Source organism: Pedobacter sp. L105, assembly GCF_009765875.1.
Classification (GTDB): domain Bacteria; phylum Bacteroidota; class Bacteroidia; order Sphingobacteriales; family Sphingobacteriaceae; genus Pedobacter.
Window position 1 is genome coordinate 313563 of record NZ_LMUP01000007.1, and the last position, 24180, is coordinate 337742.

At 35.1% G+C, this 24180-nt stretch carries 20 protein-coding genes; 1 reads left to right on the forward strand and 19 read right to left on the reverse strand.

All coding sequences use genetic code 11. The features are described 5' to 3' along the window. Positions 1–21: 21 nt before the first annotated feature. The 12 genes from GSQ84_RS14985 to GSQ84_RS15040 form a co-directional block, all read right to left on the reverse strand. Complete coding sequence (locus GSQ84_RS14985; RefSeq protein ID WP_158798079.1) at positions 22–1155, reverse strand: hypothetical protein; 1134 nt, start codon at positions 1153–1155, stop codon at positions 22–24. Position 1156: 1 nt separating this feature from the next. Then, a complete protein-coding gene (locus tag GSQ84_RS14990; RefSeq protein ID WP_158798080.1) occupies positions 1157–2419 on the reverse strand; it encodes a fibronectin type III domain-containing protein in 1263 nt (420 codons plus the stop codon). A gap of 36 nt (positions 2420–2455) precedes the next feature. Then, entirely contained in the window at positions 2456–2992 is a 537-nt protein-coding gene (locus GSQ84_RS14995; RefSeq protein ID WP_158798081.1) for a hypothetical protein, read from the reverse strand. 3 nt (positions 2993–2995) lie between these two features. Then, a complete protein-coding gene (locus GSQ84_RS15000; RefSeq protein ID WP_158798082.1) occupies positions 2996–3553 on the reverse strand; it encodes a hypothetical protein in 558 nt (185 codons plus the stop codon). Positions 3554–3558: 5 nt separating this feature from the next. Then, positions 3559–5457, reverse strand: a complete 1899-nt coding sequence (locus tag GSQ84_RS15005) for a hypothetical protein (protein WP_158798083.1) — start codon at positions 5455–5457, stop codon at positions 3559–3561. A 34-nt stretch (positions 5458–5491) separates the two neighbouring features. Then, positions 5492–5830: a hypothetical protein gene (locus tag GSQ84_RS15010; protein WP_158798084.1), complete on the reverse strand. Its 339-nt coding sequence runs from the start codon at positions 5828–5830 to the stop codon at positions 5492–5494. Positions 5831–5911: 81 nt separating this feature from the next. Continuing rightward, entirely contained in the window at positions 5912–6466 is a 555-nt protein-coding gene (locus GSQ84_RS15015; protein ID WP_158798085.1) for a hypothetical protein, read from the reverse strand. A gap of 81 nt (positions 6467–6547) precedes the next feature. After that, on the reverse strand, positions 6548–7465 hold the full coding sequence (locus tag GSQ84_RS15020; RefSeq protein WP_158798086.1) for a hypothetical protein: 918 nt from the start codon (positions 7463–7465) through the stop codon (positions 6548–6550). A 48-nt stretch (positions 7466–7513) separates the two neighbouring features. Then, a complete protein-coding gene (locus tag GSQ84_RS15025; RefSeq protein ID WP_158798087.1) occupies positions 7514–8209 on the reverse strand; it encodes a hypothetical protein in 696 nt (231 codons plus the stop codon). A gap of 6 nt (positions 8210–8215) precedes the next feature. Continuing rightward, positions 8216–8833: an XkdF-like putative serine protease domain-containing protein gene (locus tag GSQ84_RS15030; protein ID WP_158798088.1), complete on the reverse strand. Its 618-nt coding sequence runs from the start codon at positions 8831–8833 to the stop codon at positions 8216–8218. Positions 8834–8918: 85 nt separating this feature from the next. Beyond that, entirely contained in the window at positions 8919–11570 is a 2652-nt protein-coding gene (locus tag GSQ84_RS15035) for a hypothetical protein (protein ID WP_158798089.1), read from the reverse strand. 30 nt (positions 11571–11600) lie between these two features. Then, on the reverse strand, positions 11601–14057 hold the full coding sequence (locus GSQ84_RS15040; RefSeq protein ID WP_158798090.1) for a hypothetical protein: 2457 nt from the start codon (positions 14055–14057) through the stop codon (positions 11601–11603). Positions 14058–14134: 77 nt separating this feature from the next. Here GSQ84_RS15040 and GSQ84_RS15045 point away from each other — a divergent pair, with 77 nt between their 5' ends. Then, on the forward strand, positions 14135–14386 hold the full coding sequence (locus GSQ84_RS15045; RefSeq protein WP_158798091.1) for a hypothetical protein: 252 nt from the start codon (positions 14135–14137) through the stop codon (positions 14384–14386). A gap of 271 nt (positions 14387–14657) precedes the next feature. Here GSQ84_RS15045 and GSQ84_RS15050 read toward each other — a convergent pair whose 3' ends face one another. From GSQ84_RS15050 to GSQ84_RS15080, 7 genes are all read right to left on the reverse strand, one after another. After that, positions 14658–15842: a hypothetical protein gene (locus tag GSQ84_RS15050; RefSeq protein WP_158798092.1), complete on the reverse strand. Its 1185-nt coding sequence runs from the start codon at positions 15840–15842 to the stop codon at positions 14658–14660. A 23-nt stretch (positions 15843–15865) separates the two neighbouring features. After that, complete coding sequence (locus tag GSQ84_RS15055) at positions 15866–19294, reverse strand: hypothetical protein (RefSeq protein WP_158798093.1); 3429 nt, start codon at positions 19292–19294, stop codon at positions 15866–15868. Continuing rightward, positions 19294–20589, reverse strand: a complete 1296-nt coding sequence (locus GSQ84_RS15060) for a hypothetical protein (RefSeq protein ID WP_158798094.1) — start codon at positions 20587–20589, stop codon at positions 19294–19296. The genes GSQ84_RS15055 and GSQ84_RS15060 overlap by 1 nt, the downstream gene beginning before the upstream one ends. A 233-nt stretch (positions 20590–20822) precedes the next feature. After that, on the reverse strand, positions 20823–21500 hold the full coding sequence (locus GSQ84_RS15065) for a hypothetical protein (RefSeq protein WP_158798095.1): 678 nt from the start codon (positions 21498–21500) through the stop codon (positions 20823–20825). Positions 21501–21655: 155 nt separating this feature from the next. Then, positions 21656–22255 (reverse strand): hypothetical protein, encoded by a 600-nt coding sequence (locus GSQ84_RS15070; protein ID WP_158798096.1) that lies wholly within the window; start codon positions 22253–22255, stop codon positions 21656–21658. Between the two features lie 13 nt (positions 22256–22268). Next, entirely contained in the window at positions 22269–23462 is a 1194-nt protein-coding gene (locus GSQ84_RS15075) for a terminase large subunit domain-containing protein (RefSeq protein WP_158798097.1), read from the reverse strand. Then, the gene (locus tag GSQ84_RS15080) at positions 23462–23788 is read right to left on the reverse strand and encodes a hypothetical protein (RefSeq protein WP_158798098.1); all 327 of its coding nucleotides are present in this window, start codon (positions 23786–23788) and stop codon (positions 23462–23464) included. Before GSQ84_RS15080 ends, GSQ84_RS15075 begins: the two co-directional genes overlap by 1 nt. Positions 23789–24180: the final 392 nt, after the last annotated feature.

The following is a 24180-nucleotide window of genomic DNA, read 5'->3' on the forward strand; positions in this document are numbered from 1 at the left end:
CAGCGCTGCACCCCTTATGTCTTAACTTGCGTTTGTTAAAGGTGTATCTTTTGTTGCACTTCTAATTTCATCATAACCTGGTATTCTAGCAGTATAAAAAACTGCTTGTACTGTTGTACCTGTATCGGGTAATTCAGAAATATTTGCAATTTGGTTTGTACTAAATTTGGTTTGTATAGAGAATGCCCCAGCTTCATCACCAGTATGTTTAGTTCTATACCACCACTCTATTTCAACTGCTGCTGCTTGTGCTGTTGTACAATTAGCAAAACTAAATGTAGGTGTCATATCACCAGTTGTTTGATTAAAACTCCATGCTAAATCATCTATATTAGGATTATACACATGTGGATTAGGGTTAACCTGTCCTACATTCCATTTATTGATAATAGAAGTATTGATTGTTGCCTTATCAGCTACAAAATTTAGATAGTCTTGGCTTGTATAGGTATACATCGCATAACAATTCCAAATCGAGTTATTTGTGCTTACACCTAAACACCAGCGGGTAATGTTATCTAAGCCGACATCAATTACACTTTTAGCAGGCATTGGTTTAGAATCTGCTAAGATTCCATCAATATCAACACTTAAAGTATCAGCGGTAAAAGTGAATGTAACTAAGCGTCTTTCAAAAAAGTTGATATGAGCATTAGGCATACCAAAATATGCAGGGTCGGAACCTCCCATTCTTAAACCAGGTGGCAGATTACCAGCGTATGGTGCATGTCCATCACCTGAGTTACCACCATCGTTAAAACCTTCATATTCTTGTCCAGGCAGAAATTCCATAACCATGCTAAAAGCATATGGATAAGTTATAGATGCAAACTGCTCAGATTTGTAAAAAATATTAGGGGCATTATAAAATGCTACATATGGTCTATCTCTTTGATTTGCCCGTAAAAATGGTGGCCTAGCTAAATATGCGGTAACATCATCACCCTGGTATGCTAAATTTAGCCCAGATTTTCTATCAATTAAAGTATAAATACTATCACCATCAGCTACAGGCGCACCATCTTTTTTAAGAGATACACCAGGATAATAAATGTTGGTGGCAACTAATTCTTTATCATTTAATGCTGAATCAAAAACAGTATTAGGTGGCGGGGCAACTGTTGCCCCTACCATAAATCTTCTTAGTGTCTTCATGTTATGCAACCATTCCTGATTGTTGAAGATTAGGGGCAAGCATTTGCAAGGTATCCTGATAAACTTCTACATACAAATCAACATTTGGTTGTGGAATTGTAATAGTGTCATCAATCTCAGTCCATGTATCACCAGCATCAAAAGAATATTCAGCATACATCTGTGTTCCTGTTCCTCTAACTCTTCCTAGTGGCGTTCCAGTAAAATCAACATTGTTAAAATTATCCTGTCCGTCACCATTTCCAACAGCTGCCCATCTACCGTTTGTACTTGAATTATACTGCCATTGAACTGCACCAATAAATGAATTGTTACCAGCTATAGCATTGCCCTCAATTACTCCAAATACACCACTTTTTCCAGTTAATGGTGAATCCATTCTAATTTCAAAAGGAGCACCAGCGGGTACTTTTAACTGTGAAACAGCTGCACCGTAATTATCTACAGGCGCAACGGTATAACTAACTGAATTACTGCTAATTGTTACATCCTTCACAATACCAAATGCGGTAATAGGAGATAAAACAGTACCTGATGCTGAAGTTGTGATTGTAATAATATTACTTATAGCACTATCTGCTAAACCTGGTGCTGTTGCAAAAATTCTGTATTCATAATCTGTAGCAGGTGTTAAACCAGAGTCAGTAAAGTGGGTTGCTGTTGCTGTCCCTTCTTGTGTCCAGGTACCATTGATTAATTTTTGAATCGTGTAAGAAGTGGCATTAGCAATAGCATTCCACGACATTGAAGCACTCGAATTAGCAATACTTCCTGCTGCTAAAACAGGTGCAGATAATGTAATAGTTGCACCGCCCGCTGCAACCAGGTTATTAATGTAATTTAAAATTGAAGTGTTGGTGGTAATAAAGGAAATTAACTTGCTCTCACTTATTCCATCAGCAATACCATCATTATCTGAGTCGGCAAACCAATCAGATGTTAACGTTGGTAACTGGCTCAATGGTAAAGTACCATTGACTAAATCAGCTTTATTACTGATATCGACAGAAGTAACCGTTGCTAACCTGGCAATTTCTGTATCTGCAATAAGTGATTTACCTGTAATCTTATCTACTTTACCTGAAATATCAACATTAGCTAAAGTGGCTAACCTGGCAATTTCAGTATCTGCAATTAAGGATTTACCAGTAACGGTATCTACTTTAGAGTTAACACCGTTCTTCAATTCGTTAGCATCCTGGGCATTAAATGCTGCTGCATCATATGCATCAGTTTGTATTTTATCTGTGAAATTTACGTTCATTTATGTGTGTTTCTTTTACACGTATTGACCGTTAACTTATAATTCTACAGGGAATGCATAAGGGAATTTACTTTCAATAATAACTGGTGCATTACCAAATGATATAGGGAAAGCATAGGGAAACTTTTTAGGTATAGTTGTAGGTATATCATTCAATGGAATAGCACATCTGTTTTGTGTCCTGATGCTTTGCAATTGTACAGTAAAAGTTAATCCTGCTATCCTATCGCCATCTGCTTCCGTAAACTTTTGACTGTTGGAAGATTTATTAAAAGTCCATGAAGGATTAAATTGTAAATAAGTATAAAAATCTTCTGCAATATCTAGGGCAGTAAAATAAATATCAGATTCATTTGTATTACCAGGAGTTAACAAATCAGCAATAGTAACCTGGTAGCTATCAGTTCTTACCTGGCCATTGATACTAGAATCCAAATAATAAACGTTGGCAACAGTATATAACTTTGCCCTATCACCTATGAAATTCTTATTATCATATTGTGTTACTGAATTGATTTGCAGATGAGAATTAAACCAGGCAACTAATGCTGCACTTATTTCTTTGACAGTCATAATTTATAAATATCTATTACGCCCTCGGTTGAAGTAATCACTGAAATCATTGAAAGATTCAATGTATAAACCTGTAAGACTGGATGTAACATTAGTATCTGTTGCATCACTACATTCAACATCTTCATCAGTTTTGAGGTGTTCTATAAGCTCCAATTTAGCTGTGTTAGCTTTGGTATCATAATAGTTTTTAAGTCCTTCTATACCCTGGATATTAACCGTACTTGCTTCATTATCATTCATTTGTAACAAGCCTTTATTGGTAAGTTTGAATGAGTTTAAAACAATAAAATCAACTATCACTGCTGCCACCAAAAAGGGTTGAATATAGTCAGTAATTAAAGCCAAAGTATCAACACTAATAGCTACAGGATTAACGGTTAATAAACTATTATCAACTTCTGTAATGATAGAATTAAATAAGGTGTTCCCTAATATTTTACGTAGCTGATTGTGCTGCACATCATTTAGAATAACACGAATAGATTTAGGTGCTACACTCATTTCAATTAATGATTGATTTTTTATTTCTTCTTCTGAAATCAGTAATGTTTTCTTCATGTTATTTATTTAATTTTTTTGATTACAGATAATGCTTTGAAATAATGTCTACAGTGATTATATGTTATTCCAGTCATAGAATCCTTCCAGAATCCACCAGTATGAGCCATGATATCATACTGAAATATCGTGCTCATTGAATTTATGTCTTGTCTGCTAAATAGTTTTCCTGATTCTACAAGTTGCACACAAAAACCCCTGGATGTGGGTAATAAATCATCACCTTCAACTTCTTCACGTTTAACATATTTGTACATGGTCATAATCTCACGTTGTGCCAATTCTTTCTTTGTATCAGCAACAGGTGGTTTTATAATAAATTTACCATTGTCAAAAGTTGCAGAAATAACACCTGCATTGGATAAATCAGTAATCAATTTTTTTAGTCCAGCAGTCGTTATGTCAATGGATAATTCTTTCTTGATTAAAGCCCTTAATTCAGCACTAGAAACACCTGTGATATCATTGTTAAGGATAAATTCAGCAATATCACTTTCATCATCAAAACGACATTGAGCAGAAAATACATCACCTTCAACTAAATCAAAATCATCCCAGGATGCACCCATATCTTTAACTAAATCAAAATCTTCAGCTGTTAGATATTTACTGGTTACTTCTTCATTTGCACATTTGATACTGCATTGATGTTCTTGCTTAAATGAGCTGGTAGGTGCATTATTCGCTTTTACTGCACTGGCAATAAATCTATCACCATCTGCTATTGGTTCTTTACCTTGTTCTGCACGCAACTCATTGATGGTATAAATACCAATCCTGATTGCATCAGATATTGTTGCAGAAAACAGTGGTTTGTTTTGAAAATATATTGGTGCATTGAAAAGTTCACTAAGTACTGTTTCAACTTCTGTACGCCTTACTCTTAGATAACCATTATTCCAAATTTCATAAGCATTTTCTAATTCTTGTGTACTACCTAATGAACCTTCTTTTGCTTCACCAAACAATGCACTGCTAGTAATTTCATGTCCCTTGTAAATAGTTGCCTGTACAGCATCAGAGACGGTATTGTAACAATCAGCCCAATCACCAGCCGTAAGAGGTTTAATTTCAGCTCCTTTACCGTTTGGATGGTTGAAATCAATCATCAACTTTTGACCATCTGCACCAGTATAACCATCCTTTAAATCCCTGATTATTTTTGCTTTAACATCTTCATTCTGATTTCCATTGAAAAACGAAATTAATGTTGCAGGCGAAAAATGATTACTGATTTGATTGTAGTTAAAATCTGTAATAGCGATATCTGTTAAAAGGGTTTTATACAAGGCATGGTAATCTGGCGTAGGATATACCTTAGTCATATTTACGATAGTTGTTGATTTTCCTTCAATTACTGTTGGCACATAACGTTCAAAATAAAATACCTTTGAATTGTTATCAGAATATTTTAATGCAGGGTTATACCTTTGATAGGTATAAGTAACCTTTTGCCTGTCCTTATCTCCATAATAAAAGATTTTATCCTTACTAGGACTTAATCCTACACGTTCAATAGGTATGTGTACATAACTACCAACACTACCATCAATATTAAAATTTACTTCAACTGCAATTGCATTAAAAATTAAATATGATTTTAGAATTTTATCTACAAAACTATTTAAGTTGTCATCAACATTTGGTTTTAGTTGAAATGGTTTTTTATCTCCAATATTCATCAGACCATCACCCCAAATATGTACCGCTTTTTGATTTATAATATTTGCATGTATAGGAGATTTTGAAAATAAAGACAAAAGGAAAAAAGGGAAATTATTATTAGTCCCCCAGGTGGTAGGTCTATCGTTTGATGTATTTTGTGATTCAGTTGCCTGTGGTATTTTCACGCCACCGAAACCTAGAAATTCTGGTATATTATTTATTATTGGTTCTATAGCCATTTATTGTTTTTTTAAAGTATTGAATGGCTAATTATTAATAGCGAAAAACATTGTATTCATTATCTTCAATTTGAGCAATAACAGCATCAGGTATTACTTCAGTTGAATCATTAATTTTCAACATTCCTTCAGAAATAATACTATCATCCAGGTAATGTTTATAATGATATAAACCTATATTCAATTGATTAAATGAATCAGATGCAAGAACAAAAAAACTATAGTATGACTTGTAATTACTTAGATTAGCATCTAATTGAATAGTTATATCTTTCAATGTGTAATCAGAATGCAGTACCAAAGTATTAACGCCTGTTGATACAGCAGTAAGAATTATTTTATTTTCAATTGTATTTTTATCTAAGATTATCATAAAAAAGTATTGAGTATTATAAAAGAAAACCCCCAACCAAATAAATGATTAGGGGTTGTAAGTAATTTGGGTATTACTTAATTATGCAGTAACGCCAATGGCAGTTAATGCGGCTGTAGACTCAACGATTTTAACACCTAATGTATCAAAACCACTAAAGGTTAAAGTATAACCAATTAAATCAGCTGCTGCTTTACCCAGACCACCAGTCATTGCTGATAATCTAAGTGAACCATTCAAACCAACTGCGAAATATTCACCTGCTTTAGACATAACAATTGCTGCTACATCTTGATTAGTTACGCTATCTACAAAGTTTTGATTTGCGATATTCATTCCAAGTAATTGTAAACCTAGTGATACTGATTTATAGTTAGTACCATTTGCATTAATAACACCATCATTTTTTAATTCTGTTGAATCTGATGCCGTAGCAATTCCAATTTCAACGAATGTTTTACCTGATGCCATATTAATCTGGTTAATTACCCCACCAGTTGCAAGCACATACGGGAAAGAACTACCAGAAACTGGTACTAAATCCGCATAAGCTGCCATGTATAATTTAAGTGCACCGCCCGCAATACCAACAGTGCATGGTAAAGGTAAATCGGTAAGAGATTGACAAGCTGCCATATATTTTTATTTTATTTTTTAAATGAAAAAGGGTAAGTAAATTTTACCTACCCTCTAATTATGAATTAATCGTGTTATTAATTATACAGTTGTGTATCTAACATCTTCTGGATAAACTACAGCGATACCTACAGAGAAGAAAGTGTTTTCTTTGAAAATATTATCATCTTTAGAGTACCACAAATCAAATCCAGTAGTTTCTGGTGAACCATTAAATGCTAATTGAAGGTTAGATAAACGCAATGCTAACGCTGTACGTGTACCGTTTAATCCTGCTGTTGGAAACAACTTGATTGAAGTTCCAGCAACAGTTAAATTACCATCTTCCCTATACATGTTTTTAGCCCATAATGCTAATTTGTATTCTTCATACAAAGCATCAGAAATAAATACATATGCATCTTCTTGTAACTTATCTAGGTCTGGCATCGCCATGTAAAGAGCTTGTAATTTTTCAACGATTGTTGCACCTGTTACTACAGTTGCAGTATTACCACTAGTGGTTACAACCTGTTTAACAATACCATCAAATTTATTTAGGTTAGCTGCCGTTGCACCTGTAATAGTTGTATCACCTTGAAATAAAGCTACTTCAACCGCTGCATTAATTAATGCAACATCTTTATCAATAATTTGAGTAGTGAAACTAGACATCAATACAGCTTCTTCAGGGTCATCACTACGAATTAAAGCTTGTGCCATATAGGTACCTTCAAAATCCTTATAGCAATAATCCTTATATACGGCTAATGAGGCTACATTTACATATTTCTCACCAAAGCTTGTATCTCCGATTGCAGTTCTACCACAACCTTGTTTTTGGAAAGTTACAGTGGTATCAAATTTGATAATGGGTGCAGATGTAATTACACCAGCCTGATAGTTAAGGGATGCAATTAATGCTTTTGCTAATTTTGCTTGTGAAACGCCTTTAGTTGCAATTTTAAATCCATCTTCTAATTGTATTTGCTCACTAAGAGCGGAAACATTAAATGCCATATATTTTTATTATTTTATTTTGTTTTTTTAGGTATTGGTTATTCAGTTTTATTTAGAACCTAATACACTTTGTAATCTTTTCATATCCTCTTCTTTTTTGGTAACCTGTTTGAAACTGGATGATACTTGTGAATGTTGTGCAGGACTTTTAGCAACGATTTTTATATCATTACTCAGTACTTTAACCTCTGCATCCAGGGTTGAAAACTGTTCTTTAACTGGCGTTAAATCTTCTTCTGTTAAATACTTTGGTGTAGCCTCGAATGCTTCTTTAACTGCTGTAAATTCTTCAACAGTAGCATACTTCGGTAATGCACTGAATTGTGCTATTAAACCTTCTAATTGTTGGGTTAAATCAACTACAATAGATTTCAATGCATCTAATTGCAATTGTGCATCAGGCGCAACATCCTGTGCTGCTGGTGCAGGTTCTACTGGTGTAACTGCTAATTCTACTTCAACTGCAACAGGAATAACTTTTACTTCTTCAACCGCTTTGAAATCATCGCTAGATTCAATTGTTTCAATCAATGAGTCTACAGTTGAAAATGAAAACCCATCATCCAATACCCATGTTTTATCAGGTACAGGTTCTGCATCAGCACCTTCTGTTACTTCACCTCCAACTTCTCTACTGGATAGATTTAAATCCTGTCCATCCTCAGTTTTAACTGCTTCAAATGAATCAAGAATACCCTTTGCAAGTGTTCTTAGTTCTTTAGTGTTTTTATTTTTTTTAGACATAAATTCTTATCTTTTTTTTAGGTATTGAACTATCTTTTTCAAATCCTTAATTAATAATTGTTCATCGTCTAAACCGTCCACATTAAAGCCCTGATAAACTGAATAATTAAATAAACCTTCAGCAGAGAAACCAAATGTTTTCACGCTGTTATAAGTATTTAAATCATCTATTTTAGCACCTAATACCCATGTACCATCAGGCAGGGATAATTGGTTAACCTGGATATCACCAATGCCATTTCCTACAATTCCTGATTGAAAGAAATAACCTGGGATAGATTGTGTCGTATGATTGAAATTAATATTATGCTGAAAGCCATTTTTGAAAAATTCTTTGGCCATTAATCGAATATCTGAGGCTGAGAACTGCACCGTATGCCACGCATTAAATGCTTGATTTGGTTTTCTTAATATCTTTTTATCTGGTATGATTGCAGCACCTAATATTTCCTGTCTGGCATCACTAGCTGTGAATAATTGTTTCTCCTTTTCACCAGAAAAAGCCAAATACATACTTTCGTGTGCAGGGTCATCAGTTACAGCAAATGCGTTTACATAACCATCTGTTTGTGGATTTATTGATAAATAAAAAGATGGTAATTCATTTAATTCTTGTTCTGTCATTATTGTGTTTTTGACAGTATTGATTAAGCATAAAAAAAGCCCCTAACAATTGAATGTTAAGGGCTAAAAAGAAAAGAAATAATGGTTAAACGTTTGTTAGATTAGCATTGAATGCTGCTACATCCATTGTGTTTTTTAATTCTTTATTTGTGATATAAGCTTTCAATGGCGTATCACCAACTAGTTGTACTTTCTGCACATCTGTACCACTTGCAGCATTTGATGTTATTGTAGGTGCAGCACTATAATTAACTGCTGGTGTTGCTGATGTTGTACTTCCAACTGAACCGCTACCACTCATAAATTTACTTACTGTAGCTGCACCAATGGTTGCAATACCTAATGCTGCACTTACTTTAGTCTGGGTGATAGATGCTGCTGTACTTGCAGCTGCAACCAGATATGCAGGATTAGGAATTGGTACACCTAAAACTGCTGATTCTGGTAGAATCGTTGGAATAGCTGCTAAACTTGCTGATTGTTTTGCTATAGATGCTGCTGCTCCTGTTACAATTTGTGCAATAGCTAATCCTTTTTCAACGGCAAAGAGTGTATCTGCTAAAGCTTTATTTTTACCGAATAAACCACCTAGTATTTCAAGGCCTTCATTAGCAATTTCAAATTTTGTATCCTGTAGCTTTTGTTCAGCATCTTTCTGTGCTTGCTTTAAGGCTAAATCTTTTTGATTGTAATCAAGATTAGTTTTATAAACATCTTCATTATACTTCTGTTGTGCTTTAAGCTTATCAGCATCAGACAACTGTTTTACTACCAAATCTTCAGCTAATTGGTCTGCTAATACTTTAAGTTCAGCATCATGTTTAGTTTTTAAATCTGAAGCAGGGTCATCTACTGTTGCCTGGTCTGTAACTGTCGTATTATGTAGTGTCTGTTCTGTACGTATTTTTTTAACTTGTACGGTTGCTGTTGCTTGTATTTCACCTGCCCTATCAGGATTATTTTTAGCTAATTCATTAGCTTTTAAATAGATATCATCTATTTTCTTTTGATATTCATCTTTAAATTTATCAGCTTCATCTAAGAGATATTTATCAACTATTTTATCATTTTTAAGCTTGTTTTCTCCTAACTCAGTGGCCTGTGCATCTTGCAAAGTTTTAACTTCTTCAGATGTAGCAGAATAGATTTTGGTAGCATCTGCAATGCGTTTACGATATTTGTCCATTATGGCCAAATCTTCCTTATCACGGTCACCCATGTAAGCCTTATCAATTACATCTTGTGCAGAAATGACATTCTTATCCACCTCCTTCTGCATTGCCAAACGTTGTTCTTCCAGCTTTTTTGCTGCTGCCTTTTGAGCATCTAAACGTTTTTTGATTAAGCCATTTTCGAAGATTATTCTATCTTCTTCAACCTTTTTAGATTCTTTATTTGGGTCGTCTTCATCATTTCCCTTTTCATTCAGTTCAGCTAATTTTTTCCTATCAGCAAAGTTTTGGCGTTCTAAAGCAATTGCTTTATCACCTAATGCTTTTCGCTCTTTGATAATTGCTTCATTGGCTGCTATCAACTTTGTTAGCCTTTTCTTCTCTGCGTCATCGGCAATATTTTGAGCTTCAACTGCAACACCTTTAGCATAAACACCAGCAACATCACCAGCCTTTTTTAATTCATCAATAACTGCTGGTAAGTCACCTTTGACTAAATCAATCAAAACTTTAACAGTTGAAATAACTGAATTTATCAGGACAGAACCAACCCCAACAAATACTTCTTTTAATTCATTGAAAGCACCTTTGGTTGCAGTGGCAGTTGGTAGAAACTCTTTAAAGGTATTTTTTAACTCCTGCCAATTCGCTATGAGATATGCTACGGCTGCTATGATTAAACCTATACCCAGAGCTTTAAAAGATAGCCCTAAAGCAGTGGTAGCAACTGAGGCTTCTTCAGTGGTAGTTGTTGTAATACTAGTGGCTAATCCTTCAGCCCTGGTTGCTGCTGCTCCTTCCAACTTGGCTATTGTTAGCTTTTGTTCGAGAATAACCTGTTGAGAGGTTGTACCAATTGAAATTAATCTGGCTTCCTCTGCCTGAGCTTCAGCTATTGCTTGTGCCTCTGCTGCTGCCGTAGCTCCCAGCTGTGCAATGATTAAATCATTCTGTGCTACAGTTGCTTGGGCAGTAATTAATGTTTGCGCTGCTATAGCTTCTGCATTACCTGCAACCGCTACGGTATTACTTGTTACGGCAACATTTGCCGATAACAGGTTATTAATGAAGGGTATTAACGTTAATTTTGCTGTGTTGAAGGTATCAAACAATTGAATAATAGCACTGATTGACTGCAACTTAGCAATAGATGCTGCTGCTGATTCACTTGATGCACCCAGGAGGACAAACGTACCTTGGAGTGCGCCTAATGATGCAGCTGCTAACCTGGCTGTTGAACCTAATGCAGCAAATTTGTTGTTAGGGTCTAAGGCTTTAACAGCATCGTTTAGCTTTAACTGCTCATTTTTTAAATCAGCTACTTTCTGGGCTGCTTGTATATATGCTGCTGTACCAGATTGCCCAGCGGCACCTAAAGCAAGCACTGCTTCCCTTGCTTCTCTTAATTGTGTTCGGAAAGACTGTACACCAGCATTTGCTGCCTGGAACTGTCCACCATTACCCATGCCTGCTAGTGCAGTGTTAACATCGGCTACGCCTGATGCTACACCAGCACTATTAATTGAGGTATTTATTACTACATTAGTCTGTAAATTATTATCCATTAATACTTTTTTTAGAAGTATTGAAGAAGTTTACACTAATACCTTCTGTAGCTTGATTGAAGAGGTACGGCCATTATTAGTATAGTCAACAGATAATAATTTCCAGTATGATGCACCATACATGCCTAAATCGATAAAAATTGGTACAGATAAATCCAGATTTGCAATGTCATTTTCATTCAAATAAGCTTCACAATCAAAGTAATTGACGTTAGGATTTTTCAATTCCAGTATCTGGTTTCTATAGTTCGCATAACTCGTTGGTACGCTGGTAGCAGACTTGATAATATAAGTTTCGTTAGGACTTCCAAAGTGGATATCACTAACTGGATTACCTGATGAATCAGTTACAAAGTTGCTTACCATTGCAGCAATTTCAGTAATGAAAGCACTATGGGAATAACTATTATTTCTGGGATTAAATATCTCAGTGATAATAGTAATAGGTGTCTTGTTATAAGCTGCTGTAAAGTCCGCTATGCCATTATAATTTAAAATCCTAATGTTGGTATCCAATGGGAATACATTGCCATTAGAATCAAGCGTATAAATCCAGGGAATAGCCTTATCTAATCCACCTTGGCCTGTTATATTAGGTGCAGCCAAAACTAAAGGAGTTGGTGAAAATATTACATCAACAGCTAAGGGTGTTTCACTGATTCCTAAAGCATCAGTAACACTATAATCACCGTATGTTTGCCCGTATTTTTTCTGATAGAAATCATTGATATAATCACTATCACTTTTCATGGTAAAATTGTAGAATTTTTGGATAGTGGTATTTGTGGTGATTTTTCCACGTGAAGTAAGGTCGATTTTCCTTGTCCAATCTAAAGCATTTGCTACTAGGTTTAACCCTTTGGTATTAGCATAGTAATCATTGTATTGTTCGAATACTATTATCCTTGTATCCTGGTCTGTCCAGACATAAAAATTGAAAATATTTCTTAAACTATTTATGAAATCTAGTTGCTTAACACCTGTGGGAAGTGTTGGAATAATGGTGTCACCAATGTTTACATTAGTTACGATTGTAGCACCAACCTGATTAGGGAATTGTAAAACAACATTAGGTATTTGATAGGTAAAATGCGCTGTATCTAAGTTGCCATTTTTATCTACAAAGTTGATACCTGTAGTAGCATAATCGGAATATAAACTAAATGTAACCCTAATTTGCCTACCCACTTGATAGGTACGTTCGGGAATTGCTAAAGTGAAATTTCTAACTAAACCAGTTGAAGAAGTTGACGCAAATAAAAACACGTCACTAGCGACTTCATCCCAACCTACGGCTGTTCTATACCCTGCCTGGTTAGATTCTGCTACTACATTTCTTTCCCATAGTGTAAATTTTGCCTGAATAGGTTTAGATGCTCCATATAGGTTAGTATATATTAATTGTGTTGTTAATGTGCCTGCTGCCTTGAATGTTCGGTTAACATTATATACAACCAGGTCTTTACCATAAGGATGTGAAGTTGAAATGTTGTTAGAAAAGAAACCACCAACAGTAAATAGGTTTAATGTGTCTGTTTTAGTTCCAAAGGTTACATCATTCAACAGCGTTACAAGTCCAAAACCATCAGATTCTTGTGTGAGTAGAGCTGAATCAGAATAAATACCAGCTGTATTTGTCATTGAAAATAACTGTGTACTACCAGTTAACACCTGTGGATTACCCATGTTTAGCTGATTATTTGGGATAATTAGGTTGTTAAACATGGTTTTAAAGGCAACAGAGCCATCAACACGCCAATTATATGCCAATCCTGATACTGTTCTGACCTCTGTATCTATGTTATTATCTGTAGTTGTAGTAATAAGAATGTTAGAATCAGCAAAGATTTTATCTAGGATTTTAGACACAAAAACAGCAGGTTTAAAGTTCCTAATTTGGAAAGGATTAATGGTTGCTGCCTCAACAGATGTAGTATCCAAAAAGGGCATACCGTTGTGAATTAATGGATACACATAACCCTGGGATAATGGGTCATTATTCCAATTATATAGAATAGAACTTAGTGAAAATGTATGTGTCATTTCGGACAAATCCAAATCTGTTAACAGTTTATCCGCTAACATGCCTCTAAAATCAATTAAATCACCAGTAATAACACAATCATAGGATACAACATTATTTGCATTCAGATTAATATTTAATAATCTTAAGCTACCCTTCATCAACAAAGCACCATTTTCATAAATGTATGCATCTACTAAAACCTGTGGATTATAGTTGAAAAACAATGTACCATTTGTTACATCATCGTTATCATCATTGTATTTAGTAACCATGAATGCATAACCAAAAGCTTTGTTATTTCTGGCGGTACCTGGTAATGTTAAATCTTTGGTCGCTGCATCTTTACGTTTACTAATATCATTGATATCACTTACGGCAAAGGTTGTTGAAAAATCGGTTGCATCTGTATCTAATTTAGTGTATTGATTGTGTACTTTATCGTCTAAATATATTTCAAACATTATTAATCTTTTTCAAGTATTGATGTACTTGTCAATTAATTTTTTACATTTGATTATATACTTAAATAAATAAACATATGGCACGTCCTAAAGCGGTACAACCTAGCACAATTGAGACTAAAATTAAAAGTAGATTAGCATCACTTGATGAACAAATTGAAGCCCTACAAAATGAAAAGAAACACTGGACTAAAGTAGCTTCTGATTACGAAACTAACAGGGTTACAATTGAATCAATTTTATCGGTTGCAGATGCACCAGATTTAGCTGCACCGAAAAAAATCAGAAGTACATCAGGCAAAAAAGCAACTAGTAAACATAGTTATTAATAGCTATCAATAAAGCTATGGGACAAATGATTTTTGGCGCATTTTGCCTTGCTTTCCTTTTATGGATTTGCACTAAAGCTAATAATTTTCATAATGCGAGGGAAAAGGTAGCAGTCTGTCCATTTTGTAAAAAAACTGGTGCCAAAAGAATTATGAAAGGCACAACCAGAGGTAGACATGAATGTAATCACTGTAGAAGACATTTTAATTTTTAAAACTACACACCAAATATAAATGAAGGGGAAACATTAATTTGCTTCCCCTCTTTTGTTTAACTGCTTGCTCCTGCAATAGTTGAAATTGTATAAGTTGTTGCTGTAGGACTAACACTTGTTACGGTCGGTGCATAATGGTTAGCAGTAAAATCTGGTTGATATGTAGTTGTTGCGGTTTTCGTCAAATCACCAGCTGCCAATACTATAGTATAGATACCAGAACCTTCACCACCTAATATTGTTTGATTTCCCGCTGAATATGCTGCAATTGAACCTTTTATAGTTACCGCAACAGCGTAATCACTACGTTTATTAACAGTCACATCATAATAAGTAACCCCGCCTGTTGTACGTGAAGTACATAAAATTGTTAAATTAGTTGGAGTTGCAACAGTACATTGTAGCATTTGCACGAACATACCACCACTGGCTACAACGTATGCTTTAGAATCACCAGGTGAAATCTTATAAGTTCCAGCGGTTAGTGGAGTTGAAAAAGTATCATCTAAGTAACCATAAATCCCTGATGCAGTTGCAGTACTGGTTAATGATGTAATAGCATCATAATCCGATTGAGTAATAAATACAGTTACCGCTGTACCAGCATTATCACAAGCTGCTGTAACCTTCCACATACTGCCATAGTATATAGCTTCTGCTGCATAGAATTGTACAGCTGCACCATAATATGTGCCCTCACTGTTTGAAAAATATGGTCTAACCAAAACGCTATCATTGGTAGTGGCTGCAACTGCACAAATATCTTGTACTGTAACACTAGTATTTGCTGCAACAGCAGTTGATGCTGCATTAAAATTAATATAGGCACCACCATTAACAGAAAATTGATATCCTCTAGCGTAGCTTCCGCCATCGAAATAACTGGCTTTTAATGTTGTACCAACTCTCACATAGTTGCTATAACGGGTAAAAATTGTGTTCAAAACTGCATCAGGTAATGTATTAAGCCCTCCATCCAGATAAGATTTTAGATAACCGTTATAATACATGTTAATTGCACCTATACGGGCTGTTGAATGATGGTTATAGTTGTAGGAATTAAGTAAATTCATCCCTATCCAACCTGTGTTGGTCGGTAATAGATAATCAAGATAAAACCTAGCTTTTAATGTTGCTGCTGTATCTGATGTATTCAGTACAAAATTGTGATTTACCTGGTTACCTGAACTGTTTTTAACTATCAAATTTGTACCTGTGTATGCGCTTGTCGGTGCTGCCATTTATTGTTTTTTAAAGTATTGTATTATTGTATCCAAATATTTCCATTAACTGGTGAAGCTGGTGCACCAGTTGGTATAATCAGACTAGATGCCACTGTTATTTTAGGTGTACTAATACTTCCAGATACACCAAAGTTTCCCGCTGCATCTAAAGACATTACAGTAGTTGGAATTACACCAGCAGAGGCTGAACCACTACCCCAAATCATTCTATTAGATGTATCTATGCCATTGCCCCAGCCAATTTGCCCTGCTCTAGTCATTCCGAAATAACTATAATTATTACCATTTGCTCCTCTAGTAACCGACATAACACCGTATGGGTCACTAGATGTACCATCAGCTGCTGCTGCAATTAATCCTTTCCCTAAATAACTTCCGACAGCTGTAATATCTCCATTCATTCCCAGGGCAATGTTAGTTGTGCCTGCTTGCCTTAAAACTACTTGGTGAATTGAAGACATCAAAGAACTATTATAAGAATAACCTAAGCCATAATGTGCTGCTATTGTGTTCCACTGGTCTCCAATAGTCCAGACAATTTTATCTTGGGTGGTATTCTGGTCGTAATCACCAACCATTCCATGATAATTTTGTGATTTATAACCATAAGCAGCTGACGATGAAACATATTGAGAATCAGTATACACATTTCCAGCTGAGTAAAAGCCTTTTCCATTATATACTCTTACATAACTGGTATCTGTCATATATATACCACCACCATAAGTATCATTATACCACCCTGTAGCACCTGAGCTATGGAACCAATTTGAAGCACCTACTGTCCCTGCGCTACCTGCATCATAGCCAAAAATACCTCTATTACCTTGTACGTAACTTGATGATACAACTTGACCATTCGCATATAGACTACCTGTCAATGTGCCACCAGCTAATGGCAAATAGTTACCAGGGCTGAAATTACCTGTATGCCATAAAGAGTACCAGGTATTCCATGTGCTATCAATCCCACTACGTAAATGCATATAAGGAACTCCACCGCCATTAGCTGAACTATTACCAAATGCCAATTGGTAGGAACCATCTCCTGTTGAAACTGTTGTACCAACCCAAGGTGAATAAGTCATCACCCCAGCATAGTTACCATTTCCACCTGCACCAACTGAACCTGCATTTACAAAATCAAAACGTACTCTATTAGGATTAGCATTTGGAAGAAAAGTAGAAGCATCTCTACTACCATCAGGACTAATTACATATGAGGCTGCTGTTGATGTTGCTGCATTACCGTTAATACTGTTTGTTAATGTTGTTCCGTTATTAACATTTAAAAATGTTTGAACTGTTGTTGCAGTAAATGGATTCCAGGTACCTGTAGAACTATTATAACCCATGACATATAATAAATTACTACCAGCACCACTTCCAGAATAAGTATTACCATTCCAAGTAGTTGCACTTCCAGCATTACCAGATATATTATTAGATAACGTACTTCCATTATTTATACCTAAAAATGCATTGAATAGTGCTGCTGTACCATAACGGAGCACACCATTTAGCATTACAATAGGTGCATCTATGCCTGTACCAGCAGTAAAACTAGCTGTAACACCGTTTAATGCAGTTGAATTTGTTGCCGTTGCGCCTATTCCTAAATAAGCTGCTGCATCCTGGGCTTTATTATTGTAATTTGATAAATCAGTAATTATAGCCTGGTTAACCCATTTTGTGCCATTATACACTAATGCCTGGCCATTGGCAGGACTTGATAACATTACATCAACTAATCCTGCTAATGTAGTACTACCACCAGAACCACCTGATGTAGAACCAGTTAAACTATCACCAATCCACATACTACCGTTCTGCAGGTTTGTCGGTAAAGACAAAGGTATCATCATATCGCCACCCCTGGCATCAATAACACCACCATTTTTAACTGTAGCTCCAATATTGGTGTCAATAACTATTTTATTACCATTCAATCCAGTAGTACTATCAGAGAAAGTAAATCCTCCAATGCTTCCAGATGTTGCATTAATGGTACCGCTAATGATTGCATTTGTAAAATTTGCTATACCATACTGGTCTATACTAAAATTTTGTGCAGATATCCCATTAGCATTTACCAGGATACCACCTATACTACCTGTACTTGCATTAATATTTCCTGTTAAATCAACATTTGTTGCAAATAATCTTCCATCAGATGTAAGTGAAGTTGTTGCAGTACCATTGCTGTTAGTTTGCAGTGATTTAATACTGCCTTGCGTGATAACCCAACCGCTCACACCGTCACCTAAATACAAATTATTAGATTCTAATTTACCAATGTAAGCATCTTGTGCTAAAAGTATGTCCGTTGCAACGTTGGCATAACTATTTAGAGCTAACCAGTAAGTACCATTTGTAGGCACTGTACCCAAAGGGATTGATGCAGAACCTAAAAGGGTTGCATAGTAAACATTGTCATAGCTAACTACTGTTTGAAAATCTGTTTGTTCTGTATATTGTTTGCTTGCGGACCATAATCCACTGAAAGTAATTGCAGGTCCTTGTCTACCTTGTAATCCTTCATTTCCAACGGCACCAGTTGCCCCTGTATCTCCTTTATCCCCCTTGATTTGCGCCCAAGAATATAATGCTGGATTTGTACTATCAGCTAAAATAAAATCTACATATTGACCAATATAAGAACCAACAGTTTCACCTACGTTTGCCGTAAAGGTTACACCTGCATCATTGGAATATTTAATGTGTAGATAACTAGTTTTTCCATCGGCTCCAACACCTGCTATACCATCAGTACCGTCTTTACCATCGGCTCCACGTAGTTGTTGCCATTGATAATCTAAATAGTTTGTACTATCTGCAACTATCTGGTCTGTGTATGTACCAATAAATGCACCACCAGTTTGATTAAAATTAACACTACCATCTAAACTATCTGCGTACGCAACGTGGAATTGTAAACCATTAGCACCAGGTGAACCTGTAGCACCATCAAGGCCATCAATTCCATCACGACCATCTAATCCAGATGCACCTGTTGCACCCTTAATTAAAATCCATAGATAATCACTATAAACAGTTGAAGGTGTAGGTGAAAGTTTATTATATCCGATACCCATGTAAGCCTTACCCGTAGGGCTATCGCTCATTCCAGTAGTAGGTGTATCTGCATATTTATACCAGGTGTAAAATGTAGAACCATTGGCACCAGGTGCTGATACAATGTTAAATCCAGCACCTTCAGTATAAACGTAAACGCCAGAATCATATACTATCCATTTTACAATGGTTACTGCATTAGCTGTTGTATCAGTAGTGATAAATCCATTATACCTTGCATCATTAGGCAGCAACATGTTATGGCCACCTACAGCATCCTGTTGAATAATTAAGGTACCTAATCCACCTGCTTCAAAGTTTGATAAAATGAAAACATCATCTGCTGTTAATATTATTTTTCTAACTATTTCCATTATATAAGTGCCTGTCCGTTTAATCCAACAACTACTTCATAATCTGTAGTCTGTAATACTATATCTGGGTTGCTTGTACCTATCTGTCCAACAATTTGATTGTTTGCAATAGCTTGTTTAACTGTCTGATTTAACCCTGTTTCAGTTGAATAAGTAAGTGTCAAACTGTTTGGTACTGTAGCATATTCACCAATGATTGATACAGTGGTTAAAGTAACTTTAACTGGTAATAATTTACCGTTGGTAAGCTCTACAAACACTGCTTTACTACCCAAAATAGAGGCTTTTAACCAAGCTTCTTCATCGTTATTTAACCAATCAGATACTACTGTATACTCACTTGTGCTGTCTGATGCTATGATTATTTCACTTGATTGATAGATATTAGCATTGGATGCAGCGTAAAAACCTGCTGAATTGACTGCATATGAGTTAGTATTAATCGTTGTAGATGTAACTGTTACTTTTTCCTGGGGATTTTTAAACAAATAACTATCTGTTCCACCTAAATCATTAGCCCAAATAATACTTACTGGCTTATCATGACAATCAGCCAAAACATTATTGTAATACCTGGTAACAGTTTGACTTGCAACTACAGCGCCTGCCATTAGGCAAACATTGAAGGATATTAAATTAGATAAGCTGATATCAGCAACAACCAAACTACGAGGGGATATATTCACCCTACCAGATTTTTTACCCAGGGGAATATTGAAAGATTTTGTTACTGTACCTGTACTATAATTTAACGTAAATAAAGCTGCTGTAACCCTTCCATTATTTAGGTAATACAAATACTCACTTAACCAGTATTTAGATACACTGGTAGGCTTATTTGTAAGGAATTTAGGTGTACTTGTGGCTGTTGCTGTTAAAGTTGTATAATCATAATCACCCATTGCAATCTTTGGTATCTGGCCATTCCATGTATTAACAAATGAAGTTGTTGCTGAAGCACCAATTGAAACAGTGTTAGATGTTACATTATAGATATACTCAGTGAAAGACAGCTTATAACTAACCACATCATCATATTCTTCAATAATTACATCATTCTTTGATATGGTAGTATTAACAATGTTTTTGAGTACCTGAGTAAGGTTAACATAAGCTCCTTGTCTTAATGCTGGGGTTGGCTGCGCCTTTAATTTTGATATTACTGTAACACCATCTGCTGCATAAACAACAACTTGAAAATATAATATATCAGTCCTGTCTGTTGCTATCTGCCATATGGCATCATTCAATGCAGGACTAAATAATGAAGGTGTTGCGACTATAGTTATTGCCATTCTTTTCTTTTTGTTAAGTATTGAATGGCTCTACAGTTTATTCCCATTTATCCAATGGACAACCGAATTGACTATATATCTTTGCAGCCAAAGGACAACCACATTCACCACAAGTATTTAAATTCGTTTTACTTGTGCAAGAGTTACAGATGCTCATACGTTGCCTGGCTTTAACATATTCAGCCTGTGAATGCTTATATGATTTATACCAGGCTGTAATGATATCTTTGATTTTACTTAACATTTGGATTAGGTGAAGATGGTGTATAGATTCTGGTTGCACCTCTAGTACTTGTACCAGGAGTTGAAAAGGTTAGTTGTCCTAGTACACCACTGGCAGTAGTTGCCATAACAAGTTGCACCAGGTCATCAACATATTGCTGTACTTCTTTAAACATTATATTCTTTGGTGGGATACCCTTTTTATGCATAATCGAATACCTCATAGCAAATGCTAATTGCTTCTGTTTTTCTTCTTCATCCATTCCTTCAAAAGCTTTCTCACTGCCATACTTCGGATTATATTCACTTTGTATTTGCCTGGCTTTAATCCAATCTAACAGCGGTTGAATAGGTGGATATTTCGTTGTATATCCAAAGGTTGTACCTGGATATAGACTTTCACCTGATGGATTAACACCTAAATCTTGAAAGAAAAGTACAGGGTCTGCTGTTACCTGGCTATGTTGTCCATCAATAATTTTAACTTTCAATGAATCACTAGATTTACCTGATACTGATATCTTTTTATCAGTCATATTTTGTTGCACTCTTAAAATAAATGCACCTGCTGCTTGCTCCATCGGTGTACTTAAGTCTTCAAAATCTGCTTCTGATTGTCCTAATTGACCTATTGCATCCAGGTTCTGCTGATATTGTGACCTGGATGATGCCTGGTTAAGATTTGCCATATGTTATCTATTTAATTTAGCAATTCTTGCTTCACCCTTCATTATTCCAATGGTTGAAAATACTTCTCGGCAACTTCTGTTCAACACTGAATAAAAATCTGTGTTAGTCCATAAAGCAACTTGCTTTGCTAAGAAGTGATAACCGTAATGTTTATTTATGATATCAAGTTCTTCTGTGTTGTCCTGAGCAAAGGGATTCTGTTCTTTATCTCTTGCCACCTTTGCTTCACCAGGGTCAACAGCAAAGAGACTTGTGTAGTCCTCAGTAATTTTATCAATTGTTTTTGCGCAAAAAAAAACACTGTCATTGCATCCACGATATTCATCTGTAGTATTTCATCTTTAGTAATATCATTCATAAATAAACCTAATATCACTGTTAGATTCTTTGCAACAGATGTTATATCAGTACTCTGCAATGTTCTGAATGTTGCATAGTTGCCATACTCAACATCAACATGACTTTTCATTCTAACATCTGGCTTCGCATTTGGTATAATGTCAACATAGATAAAGCTTAATTGTGCTACAACATATGCTACCTCATTGATAGGTATAGTATACACTTCAGCTACCTCAACGTTCAATAACTTTGCTGCAATATTTAACATGTTATCAATCTCATTTGCTGCTGCTTCTTCTTCATCCAGTTCTGTTTCCACATTAACAATTGCTGATTGAACGTTTATGTATTGATGTACTGTTATATCTTCCCATTTAGTAGGAAGAAGGGATTTAATATTTTTATAATTCATATCTAAGGATTGATTAGACAACAGTTAATCCTTGCCATTGCTGGCCAATTGAAATGTATGTACTGTACCCATACCAGGCTAAAGCTAATGCCGTAACCTTGTCATCATGGTTACCCTGTCCAGGCTGATTACCAAAGGTTACATTAGTATCATTATATTTCATTTCGTAGATGAACATTTCATCAGCTACTTCTTGTGTGTATTTAACAGCACCAGATTCAACTGCTTGGATGAACGTGTATATTAAATTAGGTTTAGATTTAGCTGTAAATAAATATGGAATAACATAATGACCATTGTTTTCAAGTGTCTCTGTTACTGATACACCACTACCAGTAGCATCAACAACTTTTAATACATTACTATCTAATTCATTTAATTTACTTGATTGTTCGGTATAGTTATTCTGTATCTTCCAGGATGTTATATGGCTCATTACAGCCTCACTGTTGATACCAATGGCTACAGTATAATCATTCTTACCATTACTGATATCAATGCCATAACATACACTCTTATCAGTTGATAATCCTGGTACAATATTTTTTACAATATCTTCATACTTAAATGGGTTACTAGCATTGGCTGTAAACTCAGCTAAGAACTCTTGTCTAAATAATACATCAGGCATATCTAACCTGGATTCTTCAATCTTCTCAACTGGATAAAATGGGTTATCATATGTGGTAAAATGGAATGCTGATGTATCCTGTAGATTACCATCTTTAGCATTGTTATAAAGCTTTGTAAAGTAGTTATTACCCTTTGGTGTGCCAATGAACCAACAGCCACCCATTAACAGAGGACGTATAACACCATTAAATGCATACTCTAAATCATCTATATCACCAGCTTCATCTATGATAGCAAACTGATATTCTCTACCACGTATTTTCTCTATGGCCATACCAGAAAAGAACTTACATGAACCACCGTTTTTTAATTTGATTGTTAACTCAGATTTGTTAATACCAGATATTAATGTCTCATTAAAGAATGCAACAAAATCGGTGAAGAATGTTTTAGCTAAATCATATTCTGGTGTTAAGTACATTGTGTGTTGTCCTCTTAACATGCAGTCCATTAGCTTCATCATTGATACTAATGTTTTACCAAATCTTCTACCAGCAACAATTACTTTATACTTGCTTTTATCCTGGATGATTTCTAGCTGCTTTGGATGTGGAGTGTTAAATAATATATTCATTAGATAACCTCCCCCTCAATATCTACTGCATCACCTGGATTGAATAAAGGATTCTTGTATTCAAATGTTATCTGTACTGCACCACTGTTTTCATTCTCATTCTTGTTAGCAGATAACTTTGGTTTAATGTAGTTCATTAAATCAGTGTACAGTTGTAATCTACGTTGTGGGCTTACCTTATCAATGTCATCTAACAATGTTGATTCAAGATGATTCATCACTAATGCTAGTGCATCCTGGATAACCTTAGTATTTTTATTAATTGCGCCTTTAGGTCTACCATTTGGATTTAAAACCTGGCCTTTTTGTATTACTGTTTTTGCCATTCTTTTCTTTAAATCCAATTATTTTAATGGATTTATGAAGTGGTATTGAATGACCTGTCTTTAAAGCAGTGTAAACATTGTTTTAATACAGTTTTTAAAGATTATACAAAGAAATTTAAAAGAATTTTTAAAATAAATGCAAAAATATTTTGTTTTAAACCAAAATTTAAATTAGTTGGAAAAATTTATTTTGTTATATCAGGAAATTTTTTGATTTTTGTATATAACTAAATCAGACTTTAAGACAATTTCATGAAGAAAATCAGAGATTCAAATAACACATGATGTTGTTATTGGCTATTTAAATAACTAACATAATATATATCATGTAAGAGTATAGAACCTGGAAGGAAGACGAATGAATTAAAGTTCTGCACTAACTCATACAAGAC